Below are 16,634 nucleotides of genomic sequence, written 5' to 3' on the forward strand. Positions count from 1 at the left end.
TCTAGCTGACCGGCACCTCCGGTGCGAGCGAGTTGCCGGGTGCGATCTTTCCGCAGGTGGACGGCGCGGGCTTGCCCGCGAACCGGTCGTTGAGCCAGCCGATGGCCTGCGGCGCCCAGGCGACCGCCGCCCCGACGTGGCTCAGCGTGTTGTACTGGTCGTACTTGATCGACTTGTTGCCGGTGTCGCAGTACTGCCGGGCGAGCGAGCGCACGTCACCGGCGACCATCACCCCGTCACCGGTCCCGATCCCCGGCGGGTTGCCGAAAGTGCCTTCCACGACGCCGTTGTTGCCCTGCGCGATGTAACCGGGCACGGTGGGTGTCGGCGCGGAGCCGAGGTTGATCTTGTTCACGGCCTCGACGTACGGCAGCACCTTGTTCGGGTTGGTGTACTCGGGCTTGACGAACTTCTCCCACGTCAGCCCGGGATAGCGGCCGAGCGCGTCGGCGATCGACGCCTTCTCCAGGTCCTTGAGCACCTTCAGGCCGTAAGAATTCGCGTACGGCTTGAGATCGATCTCGAAGGATCGCGAGACCCCGATGAGAGCCATCGGAATGACGCCGGTCCAGGCGATGCTTCCGTTGACGTACTTGAGATTGTGCGACGGTTTGACGAGCACTCCGCCTTCGGTGAATCCGACCAGATTCTTGTTGACCTCGGGCGCGTAAGTCGGCGCGAGCGCGGCGGCCCAGCCGGTCGCGATGGCACCACCCGAATAGCCGATGAGACCGAACTTGGTCTTGTCGTTCATTCCCGTTTCCGGTGCCCGCGTCGCGGCGCGGACCGAATCCAGGGTGTTCGTCCCGTATTCCGGACCGGCCGCGAAGTTCGCCTTCTGGCCCTCGGTGTCGGGAATGACGACGTTGTAGCCCAGCAGCAGCGCGGGTGCGACGAACAGCGCCTCCGCGTTGGCGATCAGTCCGCCGAACGAGACGTCGCCGGCGATCGCCCTCGACGGGCCGTGCTCGGGGTTGAGCGAGTCGTAGAACGATTGGTACGAAACGGCTTTGGTGTTGTCACCGGTGAGGCTGCGCACCACCGAAGTGACGTTGGCGGACGGTTTCCCCAGCGCGTCGGTGGTCCGGTAGAGCAACTGGGTGACCTTGAGCGGCGTGGAAATGCCGATCACGTGGTAATTCAGCGTCCGGGTCTTCAAGACGGTTCCGGGGCTGAACGACGACAGCGGTTCGCTGCCGCTGTAGCTGTAGAACGGATCGGTCGCGGGGGCGGCGGAGGCGGCGGGCGCGGCGGCGAAAGTGACGACGAGAGCGATCGCGACGGCCAGCAGGCGAGCGGGCTTTCGGGTCATGACTCCCCTTTGAATCATGAAGTGGATCACGTTTTGGATGTTCGGAACCTACCAGCCGGTAACTGATGATGTACAGAGGCGTACACCATTTATTGTCACGACTTTGATATCGCCTCCCGGCGAGACGTTCCGATTTGGACGGAGCACGGCTCCGACAGGGTCCTGGTTGTGATCCAGCACAAAAACGGCAGCGCGATCAACGGGATCAACGCCGTCCGCAACGAGGTGTGGTCGGCGATCGTGCCGAGGACCGGGCTCGCGAGACCGCCGATGCTGACGGTCAGGCCGAGGGTGACACCGCTGGCGGTGCCGACCCGGTGGGGGAGATAGTCCTGGGCGAGCGTGATCTGCAGGGAGAACGGGATGTACAGGCCCACGGCGGCCAGCAGGACGAACGGGAAGAACGCCGGACCCGGCACCAGCACGACCCCGGCGACGGCGGCGATGGTGCCCAGGTACGAGCGGCGCACCACGGTGACGCGGTCCCATCGTCCGGCCAGTCTGCTGCCCAGCAGGGTGCCTCCGGCCCCGCCGAGATAGAGCAGGAACAGCGCGGCACTGCCCGTCGTCGTGCCGCCGCCGGTGCGCTGCTGGGCGTAGAGCGAGACGAACGTGCTCAGCCCGACGAACACGATCGAACGGAGGACGACGGCCAGCGACAGTTTGGTGAACGACCTCCAGTCGTCGACCCCCACGACGTCCGCCGCCGGGCCGCCGGTGCGGGCGGTCCTGGCGAGTGCGCGCAGTACGGGGAGGCAGAGCACGGAACCGACCAGGGCGGGCAGGACGAGCAGTGGCGACATACGGAGCCCGCCGAGGGCCATGACCGCGGTGACGAGCACCGGGGCGGCGGCGAATCCGATGTTCCCGCCGAGGGAGAACCAGCCCATCGCCGTATGCCTGCCGCCTCCGGCGATCCTCGCGACCCGAGCCGCCTCGGGGTGGTAGGCGGCCACCCCGATCCCCGACACGGCGACGAAAACGAGCGTCAGCGCGTAGGAGTCGACGAGCCCGCCGAGTCCGATGCCCAGCCCGCCGAGGATCGTGCTCGACGGGAGCAGCCAGGGCATCGCCCATCGATCGGTCAACGCGCCGAACAACGGCTGCGCGACCGACGAGAGCAGCGACGCGGCGAGCACGATGCCCGACACCGCCGCGTATCCATAGGCGCGTTCGGCGGCGAAGAAGGGCACGAGCGCGGCCACCGAACCCTGGTACACGTCCACGCACGCGTGCCCTGCCGACAACAGGATGATCGCTTTGTTCTTTGACACCCCGTCATGCTCGCCTTGAGCGGCGGTGTCGCGCTTCCGATAAATTGACAACCGATGACGGAAATCCGCCACCTTCCCGCGGCGCCGACCCAGGTCCGGTCCCTGGCCTCCGGCGCGGTCATCGACGCGCACCGCCACGACGAGCACCAGGTCGTCTACGCGGCCCGTGGTGTCCTGGCCATCACCACCGACAAGGGCTCGTGGGTCGCTCCGGCCACCAGGGCCATCTGGGTGCCAGCAGGGACCGTGCACGCCCATCAGGCGCACGGCGACCTCGAACTCCGTCTGGTCGGCCTGCCGGCCACCGAGAACCCGTTGAGGCTGCACGAACCGAGCGTGCTGGCCGTCGGCCCGCTCGTGCGCGAGCTGATTCGCGCCTACACCGATCCGCCGCACGACGACAGCCCGGAACGCCGTCGGCTGCGTGCGGTCCTGCTCGATCGGCTCCGCGCCTCACCGCAGCAGCCTCTGCACCTGCCGACGCCGCAAGACCCGCGGCTGCGCGCCCTGTGCGAGATCCTGAGCGCCGATCCGGCCGACAACCGGACCCTGGCCGCCCTCGGTGCCCGGGTCGGCGCGAGCGATCGCACCCTGGCCCGGCTCTTCAAGGCCGACCTCGGCATGACCTTCCCGCAGTGGCGCACGCAGCTGCGGCTCTGTCACGCGCTGGTCTTTCTGGCCGAGAACACTCCGGTGACCGCGGTGGCGCATGCCTGCGGCTGGTCGTCCACCAGCGCGTTCATCGACGTCTTCCGGCGCGCCTTCGGGCACACGCCGGGTACGCACTACGACCGGTGACCGAAACGCCTCGTGAGTGGTAAGGACGGTTCTAACCGTCCTTACCACTCACGAGACCCGAACGCCGTCGGTCACGAAAAAGCGGGGCCGGTCCACAATGGACCGGCCCCGCTTCGGGTTCGTTTCTTACGCCTGGCTGCGGCGACGACGGACCAGCAGCACCATCAGCACACCCGCGCCGAGGAGCGAGCCGCCGATGACCAGCGGCAGGGTCGCGGAAGCACCGGTGTTCGCCAGTTCGTCACCGCCACCCGACTCGGCGCCACCGGGGGTGGTGGTGGGGGCCGGGGTCTCGGGCGCGCCGCCCTGCTTCCAGCTCGCGGTGGCGTTCGCGGTGACCGAGGTCTTCTCGGAGTCCGCGACGATCAGCGACTGGGCGGGGACCTTGTCGTAGTTCTCGCCCACGAACAGGCGGCCGGTGTCGAGGTGGCCGCTGACCTTCAGCGAGAACGAGCCGTTGCCGTCCTTGGCGTCCTTGGGAACGTCGATGAAGACCTTGGTGCCGTCCTTGATGGCGGCGGCCTTGATCTCCTTGCCGTCGGCGTCGACGACCTTGACACCCTCAGGCAGCTTGCTGGTCAGCTCGGTGATGTCACCGGTCGTGGCGACGCTGAACGGGCCGATCTTGCTGCCGGTCGCACCGGAGGCCTTGGCCGGGCCGATGTCGAGGGTCGGCTTCGGCTGCGCGCTGATGCCGACGTTGTCCTTGCCGGTGAGGTAGTCGTAGAGGGCGAGCACGTCGGCCGACGCCTTGGCGTCCCCGTCCATCAGCGGCTTGTCGCGGTCGAAGTCCTTGCCGTCGCTGAAGTGCCAGACGGCCGCCTGAGTCGCGGTGACGGCCTCGCCGGTGGACAGACCGTCGTTGAACTTGACCGACTTCTTGCCGAGCGTGCTCTCGATGGCCTTCACGCCGACCGACGGGTAGCCGTGGTGCAGCACCCAGTTGATCTTCGAGTTGTTCTTGTTGAACGGCGACGAAGCATCCGGGTACTTGTTCCACGGGCGCTCGATCATGTCCTGATCGGTGCGCATGTTGACTTCGATCTGGACGCAGTACATCTTGAGCTTGCTGCCGTCGGAGAGCTTCAGCTCGAACAGCTCCGGGACGTAGTGCTTGGGGTCCCCGAAGTTGACGCTGTAGCCCCTCTCGCCGGCCTTGTCGATGACCCGGCCCCGCGCCGCGCCGTCCTCGGCGAGTGCGGCCGGAGCGGCCATCGTCAGCGCGACGGCCGCGGTAGCGACCGCGATCCCGCCGCGAACCAGAACTGACCTGCCGTGCATGTGTCTCCCATCCGATACGGACCACGAATGCCAGTGCCGCGTGCGACCACAGGCCCCGACCGCAACGGCTCGCCCACATGGGGGATCAGTAATCCCATCGAGCGAGAGCGGAGCATACAGAGGCCACACATGTGGCTACTCCGGGGTATGGCTGATGTCCGAATTGCCCCGAAAGAAGAGTGAACGCCACGAGAATGATCTTGGGCGAGTAGATGACCTTCCGGGGCGGGCACCTCGCAGCGCCAGGTCGGCGGGCAGGGTGCCGTTCGGGCATTCGGCCCGAAGATCACTCGAAATTGATTCTCCGCCCCGGCATGTCCCGCGATGGATTCGAAATCGGTCACGGTAGCGTTCTTTATCGATTGACATCCGGCTCGCCGCATCCGTGGATTCCGCGTATTCGTGAGTGCGGCAGGCGAAGATGGGGGACGGTGTCGGATGTCACAGTACGTGGTGACGCTGCCCATCCTCCCGCGTTCAGGTGTATCCGACGCTTCCGCATGCCGGAATTTTTGGTTCTTTCGGGTAGATCTTCCTGTCGTGCAGGGGAAAGCTCCCGGTAGCGAGGTAGACAGGGAGGTTCGAGGATTTGTCGGAAGTTCTCGGATGAGGCGTGAGAGTTCGGCACGAGGTGGGTCCGCGTCCGGGTACTGTGTGCACAACAAAATAGGCCCGTGCGGGGGAATCACGAGCATGCGATCTTCGGCGATCAATTCACGATTGCGCTTGAAACGGAATTGCTTTATCGGTCGTGAAGAATTGCGGCGATACAATTCGGGTCCGAATCGCCACCGGTCGGGGTACGGCCATGGGAGATGATCTCGGTGCGGCGGCTGTCGAGAGACCGTCCCCCGGTGCCCCGATCCCCCGGCAGCTGCCCCCGATCCCCGCGCATTTCACCAGCAGGACCGCCGAACTCGCGGCGCTAGACTCGGCCGCCGCCGGCGAGGAGGACGACTCGGTCGATCAGCTGCCCGCGGTGACCGTGGTGGTCGGCCCCGGGGGAGTGGGCAAGACCGCGCTCGCCGTGACCTGGGCGGTCCGGAACTCCGGACGTTTCCCGGAGGGGCAGCTGTACGCGGATCTGCGTGGGTTTTCCCCGGAGACGGCCGTCCCGCCCGAGGACGCGCTCGGAGCGTTCCTGCGTGCCCTCGGCGTCCCTCCCGAGCGGGTGCCGGTCGAGCTGGCCGAGCAGGCGGCACTGTTCCGGACCACCACGGCGGGGATGCGCCTGCTGCTGGTGGTGGACAACGCGATCTCGGCCGCCCAGGTCAGGCCGTTGATCCCGGCCTCGTCGGGTTGCGTCGTGGTGGTCACCAGCAGATTGAGGCTGGACGGCCTGCACGCGGAGGGCGCGAGGTTCGTCGACATGGCGCCCCTGCCGCAGGAACACGCGGTCGAGCTGCTGATGCGATCGGTGGGGGAGTCAAGGGTGGCCGACGAGCTGCTAGACGTCACGACCTTGGCCGTGTTGTGCGGGCGGCTGCCGATCGCGCTCCGGGTGGCCGGTGCGAGATTGGCGTCACGGCCGAAGTGGCCGGTGGCCAGGATGGTGGCGGAGCTCCGGGACGAACGAGTGCGGTTGACGAGGCTGTCGCCGGTGGGCGAGGCGTCGTTGACGGCCACCTTCGATTCGTCGTACTCGGCGCTGCCACCCCACGCCGCCCGGCTCTACCGGCTCGTAAGCGAGCATCCGGGACTGACGGTCGAAGTGGGAGCGGCCGCCGCCGCGGTCCGGGTTTCCGACTACGAGGCCGCGGACGGGCTCCAGGTGCTGGCGGACGCCAGTCTCCTCGAGGAGATCGGCGAGGACGGCTACCGCTTCCACGATCTGGTGCGGCTGCACGCACGGGCGCTGCCCGACGACGAACGGTTCGAAGTCGTCCCCCGGATCGCGGACTGGTATCTGCACCGGATGACCCGGGCGAACCTGGTGGTGATCCCGCTGCGCTGGCGGGTGAGCACGGTCCGCGCCCGGTATGAGGATTCACCGCCGCTGTTCGCCACGGGGGCTGAAGCCCTGCGCTGGCTGGACGACCGGTTGCCGGACATCGTCGCGGTGCTGGAAGAGGCATTCGCGCTGCGGCACGACGAACTGACCTGGCAACTGTGCGAAGCACTCTGGGAACTGTTCCTCCATCGCAAGCACTATCAGCTGTGGATCCGGACGCACGAGACAGGCGTCGCCGCGGCACGCCGGTGCGGTGAAGCGGTGGCCGAAGCGCGGCTGCGTTGTCAACTGGCTCGCGCCTACCTGGATTTGGGCCGGTTCGAGGCCGCGGAAAGCGAATGCCTGAAGGCGGCTGAGCTGGCGAGAGGGGCCGGAAGCCGTCACAACGAGTCCGTGGCACTGGACCAATTGGGCATGGCGGCCCAGGGACGCGGTGACTTCGGCCGGGCGGTCGAGTTCTTCAACGAAAGCCTGGTGATCGAAGGAGAACTCGGGATCGATCGCGGCGTCGCCCAGCGTCATCGCCGGATCGGCGAAGCGCTGCTGCAGGCGGGCCGGGGCGCTGACGCCGCTCGGCACCTGCGCCTCGCACGGGAGATGTTCCTGGAGATCGGCGACGTGAAGGACGAGGCCAAGGTCACTGTCCTGCTGGCGCGGCTCGACGCCCAGGTAGGGGAGTTCACCGCGGCGAAGCAACAGCTCGAACGCGCCGCCGCGGTGCTCGACAAGTCAGGCTCGGCCGTCTACCGAGCCGACGTGCTGCTGGCCTTCGCGGAAGTCGCCGAACTCGAAGGTGATCCCGACACCGCTCGCCGTCATCTGATCAAGGCGTTGGAGTTGTGCCGTCCGGTCGGCGGACTGAGGGTCGAGTGGACGCAGGCCCGGCTGGACGTGTTGAACGAACGTGATCGACCGCAGCAGCCGGAGTCTGCGGCGGGCGAGCACCCATAGACAGGCGCCCGCGCCCGCCAGTTCGGCGGATTCGCATCGGATGACGACGATGTCTCCCGTGCGGTCACCGAGAACGCAGCGCCCGTGCGAACACGCGACAGCGACGACCGTGAGACCGGGCAGCCTGCCGAAAGCGTTCGCGATCGCGGTGCGGGCGGTCGGGACCCGGAGCTGTCGGGAATGGACCAGCACGTCGGCGAGAGAAGCTGGGACGCCGTCGCCGGCAGTGGACAAGAGGAACGAGGTCTCCCGGGCGTCGACGCCGCCGTGAAGCGAACCAGAGATCAGCACGGCAGTACCTCCGCCAGCCGGACCGGGGACACCGGCACCTTCCGGGCGGGTTCGGCCAAGCCGAGGAGCCGGTACATCTCGGTGCGCAGAATCGATCCGGCGCGGCCCGGCCTGGACGAAAGCGACGCACGGACACGGTCGGCCAGGCCGGGGGACTCCGCCTCGCCCAGCTGAGGAACGAGGGGGAGGTGGGGATCCCACCTCGGGGCTTTCTCGGCGATGACCGCGCTGGGGGTGCCGGGCAGGAGCGGCTGAGTGCCGTCCACGGCCAGGAGCACCGGTTTGCCGATGCCGGACGCGTAGCCGGTCACAGAGCCGTAGTCGCCGATGACGTGGTCGGCGGCGATCAAGGCGGCCCGCCAGCTTCCTTCGGGGCGCAGGAGGGTGAGCCCGGCCCGCAGGCTGTCTGCCAGCCACGAGCGAATCTGCCAAGCACCGTGGTGCGACCAGATCTGGGGGTGAAGGACCCCGAGGACCCGGAACCGGTCGGGCGGGAGTTCGTCGAGTACCCGCTCGAACAGGTCGGGGTGGCGCCCGAAGGCCGAGCGGTCGGACCAGGTCGAGGTGACCACCACCAGACGCCGGTCGTCGGGCACTCCGAGGCATCGCCGGTAGTGATCGCGAAACGGAAGACTCGCGGTGAGCCGGTCCAGGGCGATGTCACCCGCGACGACGGCGGCGGGGACGGCGCGGGGGCAGGTCTCGGCGAGGACGTCCATCTCGCGGTCGTGGACGAGCACGATCGAGTCGGCGCGCACCCGTCCTTCCCGCATCAGTTGGCCCGCTTCGAGCCCGATCTGGGGACTCCAGCCGTTTCCGGCCCCTGGAGGCCGCCACGGCCGGTACTGGCCGAACCCGCCGCCGTGCGGGATCAGCAGTACCGGCCCGGCGACCTCGTCGATGCCACGCTGGCTGGCGGCGAGGACGAGGTCGTACTCGCCTCGCCGGGCCTGCGCCCAGGGCAGGACGATCCCGCCGAGCGCGTTCACGAAGTCGTCGGTGGCGCGCCAAGACTCCCACGGTTCCGCCAGGGTGAAGACGACCTGCAGCCGGTGGTCGGCTTCCAGGAGCGGGAGCAGATCGAGAAGCCGGTTTCCGGCGACGATGTGCGGGATCAGCACCAGCACGGATTTGACGCCCTTGCGTGTCGCCCAGTGCCGGTCGGGACTTCCCACCGGACTACGGACCCACGATAACTCGGTCATGACATTTCCCCTCGCCGCAACGTCGGTATCCGTAGCCAGCGTGGGAGTGCACGTGAAGAAAACGGCTTCGCGCCGTTCTCGGTTCATTGACAATCGATCAACGGTGATCGCTCATGTTTGACAATTATGTCGATGACCTGGCCTTATGCGCCGCCGGATGGAAAAATGACCGGCGGGACAGGGGTGGCGAACCCGGGTTCGCCATGGGGAAGGGGAGAACTCGTGGAAATCGCATTCGGAATTCTCGGGCAAACGGCCATGCTTATGCACGGGAATGTGGACGTGAACTGGGCGGCTCCGCGGCCGAAGCAGGTGCTGACCGCGCTGCTGACCGCGCCGAACCGGCGGCTGCCGCTGGACGTCGTCGTGGACTGGGTCTGGGAAGAACACGAGGGACCACCACGGAACGCCCTCTCCACACTTCACCAGAACGCGACGAAGCTGCGCCAGGCGTTCCACGAAAAATCCGTGCCCGCAAAGGTGATTGTGGGAAAAGGGCACTGTCTATTGGAAATCGACCCCGGACTGATCGACCACGTCGGATTCCTGGCCATGATGGACAAGGCCCGCCGTTTCCGTGGACTCGGTCAGCGCGACCGCGCGCTGATCGAAGCGCTGGCGGCCGTCCGATTGTGCCGCGACGAAGCCCTGGCCGATCTGCGGACGGAGCGTGCCGACGGATGGCGCACGCGATGGGTCCGCAGCGACTGGATCCCGGCCAACGCGTTCGTCGTCGCCGAACAATTGGCGACCGGGCAGGCGGAGGCCGCGGTGCGGAAACTGGCGGAACTCGAGCAGTCGCATCCGATGGAGCTGAGCTTCGCGAGATTGAGAATTCGCGCGCTGGCCGAGGCCGACCAGCCTGCCGAAGCCGCCGACTTCTTCCGGGCGGCTTATGCCCGCTACCGGGAAGCGGGGGAGACAAGGGCGGCGCAAGAACTGCGAACCGTCAACGAGGAAGTACTCATCCGGCCGGACCGGATGATTCCGCGGCAGAGGCCGGCGATTCCCGATTCCGCCGAGCCCGCGGACCAGGTGATCCGGCATCTGCCCCCGGACGTCGACGATATCGCGGGAAGAGCCGACCTGATCGCCCTGCTCGACGCTTGCACGACCGATTCGGCGGGTGCGCCGCGGCGCGGCGTCGTGGTGGTGAACGGAGGGCCCGGAGTCGGGAAGACGACCTTGGCGGCCAAATGGGCTCACCGCGCCGAACGACGCTATCGGCACGGTGCGGTCATGCTGGATCTTCGCGGTGACGGTCAGGCCGCGCGGGCCGGCGCGGGAGAGATCGTCGACACTCTCTTGTCGTTGCTCGACTTTCCGGTCGATCAGGTGGTCAACCCCATCGCACGCGCGGCCAAACTGGCCGCCCTGCTGGCCCGGCGTTCGATGCTGGTGATCCTCGACAACGTGCGCAGTACCGATCAGGTGGCCCCGCTGCTGGGTGTCCTGTCGTCTTGCACGGTGCTGATCATTTCGCGGTGGCGGCTGAAGTCCTTGTCGGCGAAGCTGACCCCGCCGGTGATCAAGGTCGCTCCCCTCGAGGACAGGCATTCCTCGGCCCTGCTGGCCCGGCGAATCGGCCCCCGCGCGCGCGACGACGCGGAGGGCGTCGAAGAGCTGGTGCGGTTGTGCGGAGGCAACCCCTTGGCGCTGACGCTGGTGGCCGAACGTGCGGTCTCGCGCGCGGGTACCAGGATGCGGACCTTGGCGAGCCAGTTGCGCGCGGCCGAGATGCTGCTGGACCTCGGCGACGAGGGAGACTGGCCGGGGACGAGCCTGCGGTCCGTCTTCACTCTTTCCCATCAGGATCTCGATCCTGCCGAGCAGCGCGTCTTCGCGCTGATCGGCCTGCATCCGAGTACCGAGATGACGAGTGAGGTGATCGCCGCCGCGGACGGGCGCCCGGCGCCGGAGGTGCGGCGCTCGCTCGACGTCCTGGTCGCGGCGCATCTGATCGAACACCCTGGCGATCTCGACAGATATCGCGTCCATGATCTCTTGCATCTGTACGCCGCGTCTCTGACCACTCGACTGTCCGATGTGGACCTTGCGCGGAGAAGGATGTTCGAGTTCTACCTGCGAATGGTCATCGAGGCGTACCGGCTGCAGTTCCCGCACAAAGAACTGCTGGAAATGCCGCCGATGGTGCCTGCGGCGCCGGTGCCTGGATTCGCCACCGTCGCCGAAGCGCGGCAATGGGTGTTGAGGGAAAGAACTTCACTGATGGCGATCATCGCCGCGTCAGAGGGTGTCCTGAACGGTATCTCGTGCGTTCTCCCCGCGATGACAACGGAATTCTTCATGCTGCAGGGGTGTTTTCCCGACGCGGTCGAGGGGTTGACCATCGCCGTCCGCGCGGCGGCGGCGCAGAGCGACGTGGGTTCGTTGGCTTCTTGCCTGAACGATTTGGCGGTCGTGCACATGCTGATCGGCGCCGACGACGCGGCCGAGGAGTGTCTGCTGCGCGCACTCGAACTGGTCGACGCCCACGGGATCGCGGTCGGCAGCGCGACGGTCCGGTTGAATCTCGCCCGCGTGCATCTCCATGCCGGTCGCGCGGCCGAAGCGGTCGAGAAGTACCGGAAGGTGCTCCCATCCGTTCGTGAACTGGGCGAGCCGACGTTGTGCGCCAACGCGGAACACCGGTTCGCCGACGCGCTGGTCGACGTGGGCGGCCACGACGACGAGGCGCTCGGTCTGTATCGGGAAGCCAAGCGACGCCGTCGGGAGGTCGGCGATGCCACCGAACTGCTGCGGACGCACGTCGCACTCGGGGAACTGCTGGTCCGGCTGGGCAGGTTGTCCGAAGCATCGGCGGAATGTGCTGCCGGGTCGGTCTTGGTCGAGGCCAGTCAGGACCTTCCGACGGTCATGAAACTCAATACGGCGCTCGCCAGGTTGCGGCATGCCGAAGGAGACGATCGGGCGGCGTTGCGGCACGCGAACCAGGCGGTCGAGTTGGCGAACAGGTCTCAGACCGCGACGGGACAGGCGCGGGCGCTGTCCGTCCTGGCGGACATCGTCTGTGACCACGGCAATCCCGACGACGCGCGAAAGCTGTGGCGGGAGGCCGCGGAGCTCTACCGCGGACGGGCGCGGATGGCGAGGGTCGCCGCGATCGAAGCCCGGCTGGCCGAATTGGACGCGCGCGGGCCGCTCGTCCCGGTGGCGCGCGAAAGCGCGGGGGACACGGTGGCGATGCCGTCTCCGCATCTCCGCATTCTCCGCGCGGATCGCACCTGATGGTACCGGTGGGTAACCGCTGAAAAGTGTGAATCCATTCCCGTGGAAAACTACTCAGGGATGACTTCGGACTGAGTAAGACACGTTCTGGTGATGAATATTTTTCGCGAATTAGGCCGTTTCCGTGACTACTGAAGAGTAGATTCAGGGGGAGCGCGCGTCATGTGGGATCAAGTGGTCGATCGTGAGGGCTCGTGTCACCGGGCGTCCGGTGTCGAAACTTCCGTGGACGCAAGAGAACCTGCATGTCAAACCTTCGAGTGGCGTGTCGCTGACCCTGGGTGCACGGTCGTGTGATGGGGCGCTGAAAGTCCCGCTCTGAGTTGCTTGTAGGCTGCCGCCGTCACTCTGAGGAACATCGGTCAAACCCTGCTCAATAAATGAAAGAGCGCCTCGAAACCTTAAAGATTCGACCTGATCTTGCGGAGTCGACACACGATACCCGACATGAGAGGACGCAGTCGACCGTGATTGAACCCAGCATTTGGATCGTGTACGGAGCGTGACCGACAAGGTCATGCGCCGTACGTAGGGATCTGGGCTCTCCGGGCGTGGCGCGGCCCGGAGAGCCGGCCCTGGGCATGGTGCGAGGTGTGACTACTGTCGCCCTCGGGGGCGGAGGGCGACGCCTTCCGCGAGCAGGATCCGGCGGGTCTGGTTGTAGCTCATGCCATGGATGTCCGCCAGCTGCCGGATGCTCCTGCCTGACAGGTAGGCGTTGACGAGACCTGGCGGCGTGGGCGGTAGCTGGATCTTCGGAGGTCGCAGGGCGACGGCGGCGGCCAGCAGAGTGGTTCGTACCTTTTGGTAACTCAGCCCGTAGCGCTGAGCCAGGCTGTGAATCGTCGCGCCGTCGTTGTAGAGACGAACGAGCTCGGCTTCCCGTGGACCGGGGGAATCCCCGTCCTCCTCGGAATCGGCTGGTTCGCCAGCGCTGTCGTCGTTCTCGGTCACCGGATCATCGCCGCCCGCACAGCTGATCGATCGTCGCCCGACATGAGGATCCTGGTCGTCCAGGCTCCATCCCGATCCTCCAGACAAAGGCATGGGCGCCCAGTCTCACACCGCTGACCGTGTACTTCACTCGAATGTGTTGCCCTTCACCGGCATGTCGCCGAGAACTCGCGCGGCGCATGGTGTCCATTCCGGTGGTGCCCGGCCGCAAATCCATCGCTCGGAGGTGGCGGAAACAAACCGACGAAAAGCTCGCGGATGGAGGTACCGCCACTGCTCCGGCCGCTGTTGAATTGGACCAGACCATTCATCGGTGATTGGAGTCCACATGACGCGACGGCACCTACGCCGGGGGTTGTCCCTGGTGGCCGGGCTCGCCTTGGCCGGAGCGCTGCTCCCGGCCGCGAGCAGCGCGGAAACCCGGGAAGCGCGGGGTGTTCCGCTCGGCGAGCTGACCGCCACGGCGACCCAGGTCGCGTCCGGCCTGGTGAACCCCACCGCGATCACGGCGCTCAACGACGGGAGCGGCCGGATCCTCGTCGTGGAGAAGAGGGGCGTCGTCCGCGCCTACCATCCCAGGACCGGGCTCGCCGCCAAACCGTTCCTGGACATCAGCGCCAAGGTGAACGGCGCGGACGTCGAACGCGGACTGCTCGGGCTGGCGATCGCCAAGGACAAGCGGGTTTACGTCGCGTACACCCGCAAGTCCGACAGCGCGGTGACCCTGTCGCGGGTCCGGCCGGACACCGGTGAGCTCACCGAGCTGATCACCCAGCCTCATTCCGAGTTCCCCAACCACAACGGCGGACAGCTGGCGTTCGGCCCCGACGGCTATCTGTACTGGGGGATCGGCGACGGCGGCGGCGGGGGCGATCCGCTGGCCAGCGGGCAGCGGCTGGACACGCTGCTGGGCAAGATCCTGCGCGTCGACGTCAACCGCGCGTGCCGTCCGCTGCGGTACTGCGTCCCGGCGGGCAACCCGTTCGCCGGGGTCGCGGGCGCGCGGGCGGAGATCTGGTCGTACGGGCTGCGCAACCCGTGGCGCTTCTCCTTCGACCCGGCCGACGGCTCGCTGTGGATCGGCGACGTCGGGCAGGGCCGGTTCGAGGAGGTCGACCATCTCGCCGCGGGCAAGGGCGGCGCGAACTTCGGCTGGTCCTGCAAGGAGGGGCCGGTCGTGTTCGACCAGACGCGGTGCCAGGAGGGCGCGACGTTCACCGAACCGGTCTTCCACTACATCTCCGGCGCGGAGGGCTGCGCGGTGATCGGCGGGCACGCCTACCGCGGCAAGAAGTACGCCTCACTGGCGGGCGGCACCTACATCGCCACCGACTTCTGCCAGGGCACGGCGTGGGCCGTCCGCAAGAAGACCGACGGCACCTACGAAAGCGCCCGGATCGGCGAGTTCCCGCTCGACGCCACCACGTTCGGCACCGACCAGTACGGCGAGCTGTACCTGGCCGACGAAACGCCCGGTGGACTGCACCGGATCTCGTTCGCGCGCAAGGGCTGACCCCGGTCCTCGGCCGCGTCCGCCCGGCGCGGCCGAGGGCTCACTCCGCGCGGGGCAGCCGGACCTCGACCGTCCAACCGCCGTCCGGCGCCGGGCCCGCCTGCGCCGACCCGCCCAGCGCGGTCGCCCGTTCCCGCATCCCGACCAGTCCCATCCCGCCGCCGGTGTCCGGCGCCGCGCGTCGTCCGGCGGGGCCGTTCGTGACGACGAGCGTGACCGTTTCCGGTGAGAACACGAGTTTCACCGCGCGTCCGGTGCCGGGCGCGTGTTTGGCCGCGTTCGTCAGCGCCTCCTGCGCCGCGCGGACCAGGGTGTGCGCGACGCCGCCGCCGAGCGGTCCGGCGGAGCCTTCGACCTCGAACGGCACCTGCTCGCCCGCGCACAACGCGGCCAGGGTCTCCTCCAGCGGCAGGGCGCCCTCGCGCAGTTCGTGCACCGCCTGCCGCATCCGCCCGATACCGTCCACCGCCAGTGACCGCGCGCGGCGCACGGCCTCGCCGGCTTCCGCGTCCCTGCCCTTCGTGCCGAGGGCGTCGGCCATGTCGAGTTGCAGGGCGATCCCGGTCAGCGAGTGGCCGAGGACGTCGTGCAGTTCCCGCGCGATCCGCGTCCGTTCCAGCAGCGCGGCCTCCCGCGACTCGGAGGCGGCGGCCCGCCGGGCTTCGGAGGCGGCGCGTTCGGCGTTGAAGAGCGCGTTACGCCGGTCTCGGCGGGCGATGCCCAGCAGCACCGGCAGGCCCACCGAAAGCGCGAGCCACCACGGCCAGTCGTCTGCCGCCGGAGTCACCGCGCCGACCACGGCGACCGCCACGGCACAGCAGACGGCGTCGAGTACCGCGATCCAGATCGCCGCGGTGCGGGAGGCGAGTTTGATCCCGGCGACCGCGGCGGCGAGGTAGGCGAACATCGGCGCGAAGGTCTGCGGGGCCAAGGCGAGGAGCACGGCCGCGGAGACGGCGTATCCGCTCGCGAGGGTGGTCTGCGTCCGCGCCGGAATCCGGTTCCAGGGCATGAGCGAGACCACGGCGAAGAGCGCGACGACGAAGAAGAGCGCCGTCGTCCAAGGACGGAAATGGACTTCATGGGTGAAGATCCTGACCCCGGTCACCCCGATCGCCGCCGTGATCAGGACGGGCCGGATCAGCCTGTCGGCGATCCATTCGCGGCGTAGCACCGTCGCGCTTCCGGTCATCGATGCTCCCTGGGTGGAGACGGTTCTCCACCCGAAGATACGGCCGCCGCCGCACGACTTCCCGCGATCACCGCCCTAGCGTCGGAGTGTCTTCGAAAACCGGCCCGAGGGGGTAAACGTGAGCACACCTGTCGAAATAGTCCTGATCGTCGCCGCCGTCGGATACATCCTGATCCGGCGGCTGGCCGGGGACGTCGCCGAGGCCAAGCGGATGCTGCTCCTGCCGGCGATCCTCGCCGTGATCGGGCTGTCCGATGTGGACGACAGCGTGAAATCCGCGACCGCGGTGGTGTTCCTGGTCGTCACCCTCGCGGTGAGTGTCCTGTTCGGAGTGCTGCGGGGCGTGAGCATCCGGCTCTACCGGCAAGACGGTGTCGCGCACATGCGCTACACCTGGCTCACGATCGTGCTGTGGGCGCTGAACGTGGCCGCCAAGGTCGGCGCGAACCTGCTGCTGGGCCTGATCACCGGAGTCCCCTCCGGCGGCAACAGTGTCATGCTGACCATCGGCGTGGGCATGCTCGTGGAGGGTGTCGTGGTACTCGCCAGGGCGATGCGCACCGACAGCCGTATCGTCTGGAAGAAGGGCGAGGACGGTAAGGCGCACACCACGTCTCCGTTCCTCGACGATCTGCAGGCCAGGATGACCCGACGTTGATCGGA

General features: G+C 67.7%; 11 protein-coding genes. 5 read left to right on the forward strand and 6 right to left on the reverse strand.

Translation table 11 applies throughout. The annotated features are described in order from the left end of the window. Position 1 precedes the first annotated feature (1 nt). Together ACLJPX_RS32820 and ACLJPX_RS32825 are read right to left on the reverse strand one after the other, a co-directional pair. Complete coding sequence (locus tag ACLJPX_RS32820; protein ID WP_410604312.1) at positions 2 to 1,312, reverse strand: lipase family protein; 1,311 nt, start codon at positions 1,310 to 1,312, stop codon at positions 2 to 4. Between the two features lie 95 nt (positions 1,313 to 1,407). Continuing rightward, the gene (locus ACLJPX_RS32825; RefSeq protein ID WP_410604313.1) at positions 1,408 to 2,586 is read right to left on the reverse strand and encodes an MFS transporter; all 1,179 of its coding nucleotides are present in this window, start codon (positions 2,584 to 2,586) and stop codon (positions 1,408 to 1,410) included. Positions 2,587 to 2,640: 54 nt separating this feature from the next. On the opposite strand from ACLJPX_RS32825, the gene ACLJPX_RS32830 reads away from it, so the two are divergent. After that, the gene (locus tag ACLJPX_RS32830) at positions 2,641 to 3,384 is read left to right on the forward strand and encodes a helix-turn-helix domain-containing protein (protein ID WP_410604314.1); all 744 of its coding nucleotides are present in this window, start codon (positions 2,641 to 2,643) and stop codon (positions 3,382 to 3,384) included. A gap of 126 nt (positions 3,385 to 3,510) precedes the next feature. Here ACLJPX_RS32830 and ACLJPX_RS32835 read toward each other — a convergent pair whose 3' ends face one another. Beyond that, positions 3,511 to 4,665 (reverse strand): thioester domain-containing protein, encoded by a 1,155-nt coding sequence (locus tag ACLJPX_RS32835; protein ID WP_410604315.1) that lies wholly within the window; start codon positions 4,663 to 4,665, stop codon positions 3,511 to 3,513. An 808-nt stretch (positions 4,666 to 5,473) separates the two neighbouring features. Here ACLJPX_RS32835 and ACLJPX_RS32840 point away from each other — a divergent pair. After that, on the forward strand, positions 5,474 to 7,567 hold the full coding sequence (locus tag ACLJPX_RS32840) for a tetratricopeptide repeat protein (protein ID WP_410604316.1): 2,094 nt from the start codon (positions 5,474 to 5,476) through the stop codon (positions 7,565 to 7,567). 284 nt (positions 7,568 to 7,851) lie between these two features. Here the strand turns inward: ACLJPX_RS32840 and ACLJPX_RS32845 are convergent, their stop codons facing one another. Continuing rightward, the gene (locus ACLJPX_RS32845) at positions 7,852 to 9,063 is read right to left on the reverse strand and encodes a hypothetical protein (RefSeq protein WP_410604317.1); all 1,212 of its coding nucleotides are present in this window, start codon (positions 9,061 to 9,063) and stop codon (positions 7,852 to 7,854) included. A gap of 222 nt (positions 9,064 to 9,285) precedes the next feature. Here ACLJPX_RS32845 and ACLJPX_RS32850 point away from each other — a divergent pair, with 222 nt between their 5' ends. Continuing rightward, positions 9,286 to 12,312: an NB-ARC domain-containing protein gene (locus ACLJPX_RS32850; RefSeq protein WP_410604318.1), complete on the forward strand. Its 3,027-nt coding sequence runs from the start codon at positions 9,286 to 9,288 to the stop codon at positions 12,310 to 12,312. Between the two features lie 597 nt (positions 12,313 to 12,909). Here ACLJPX_RS32850 and ACLJPX_RS32855 read toward each other — a convergent pair. Beyond that, positions 12,910 to 13,266: a helix-turn-helix domain-containing protein gene (locus ACLJPX_RS32855; RefSeq protein WP_410604319.1), complete on the reverse strand. Its 357-nt coding sequence runs from the start codon at positions 13,264 to 13,266 to the stop codon at positions 12,910 to 12,912. Positions 13,267 to 13,594: 328 nt separating this feature from the next. Between ACLJPX_RS32855 and ACLJPX_RS32860 the strand changes: the two genes are divergently transcribed. Beyond that, a complete protein-coding gene (locus ACLJPX_RS32860) occupies positions 13,595 to 14,779 on the forward strand; it encodes a PQQ-dependent sugar dehydrogenase (protein ID WP_410604320.1) in 1,185 nt (394 codons plus the stop codon). A 40-nt stretch (positions 14,780 to 14,819) separates the two neighbouring features. Here the strand turns inward: ACLJPX_RS32860 and ACLJPX_RS32865 are convergent, their stop codons facing one another. Then, positions 14,820 to 15,971, reverse strand: a complete 1,152-nt coding sequence (locus ACLJPX_RS32865) for a sensor histidine kinase (protein ID WP_410604321.1) — start codon at positions 15,969 to 15,971, stop codon at positions 14,820 to 14,822. A gap of 118 nt (positions 15,972 to 16,089) precedes the next feature. Here ACLJPX_RS32865 and ACLJPX_RS32870 point away from each other — a divergent pair, with 118 nt between their 5' ends. Further along, the gene (locus tag ACLJPX_RS32870; protein ID WP_101606168.1) at positions 16,090 to 16,629 is read left to right on the forward strand and encodes a DUF1453 domain-containing protein; all 540 of its coding nucleotides are present in this window, start codon (positions 16,090 to 16,092) and stop codon (positions 16,627 to 16,629) included. Positions 16,630 to 16,634: the final 5 nt, after the last annotated feature.

The sequence above is a fragment of the Amycolatopsis sp. lyj-90 genome, from assembly GCF_046549035.1.
GTDB lineage: Bacteria > Actinomycetota > Actinomycetes > Mycobacteriales > Pseudonocardiaceae > Amycolatopsis.

Excerpts from the sequence above, each read along its gene's own strand:
- ACLJPX_RS32820 (WP_410604312.1), bottom strand. The coding sequence starts at position 1,312 with ATGACCCGAAAGCCCGCTCGCCTGCTGGCCGTCGCGATCGCTCTCGTC.
- ACLJPX_RS32830 (WP_410604314.1), top strand. The coding sequence starts at position 2,641 with ATGACGGAAATCCGCCACCTTCCCGCGGCGCCGACCCAGGTCCGGTCC.
- ACLJPX_RS32835 (WP_410604315.1), bottom strand. The coding sequence starts at position 4,665 with ATGCACGGCAGGTCAGTTCTGGTTCGCGGCGGGATCGCGGTCGCTACC.
- ACLJPX_RS32840 (WP_410604316.1), top strand. The coding sequence starts at position 5,474 with ATGGGAGATGATCTCGGTGCGGCGGCTGTCGAGAGACCGTCCCCCGGT.
- ACLJPX_RS32845 (WP_410604317.1), bottom strand. The coding sequence starts at position 9,063 with ATGACCGAGTTATCGTGGGTCCGTAGTCCGGTGGGAAGTCCCGACCGG.
- ACLJPX_RS32860 (WP_410604320.1), top strand. The coding sequence starts at position 13,595 with ATGACGCGACGGCACCTACGCCGGGGGTTGTCCCTGGTGGCCGGGCTC.
- ACLJPX_RS32865 (WP_410604321.1), bottom strand. The coding sequence starts at position 15,971 with ATGACCGGAAGCGCGACGGTGCTACGCCGCGAATGGATCGCCGACAGG.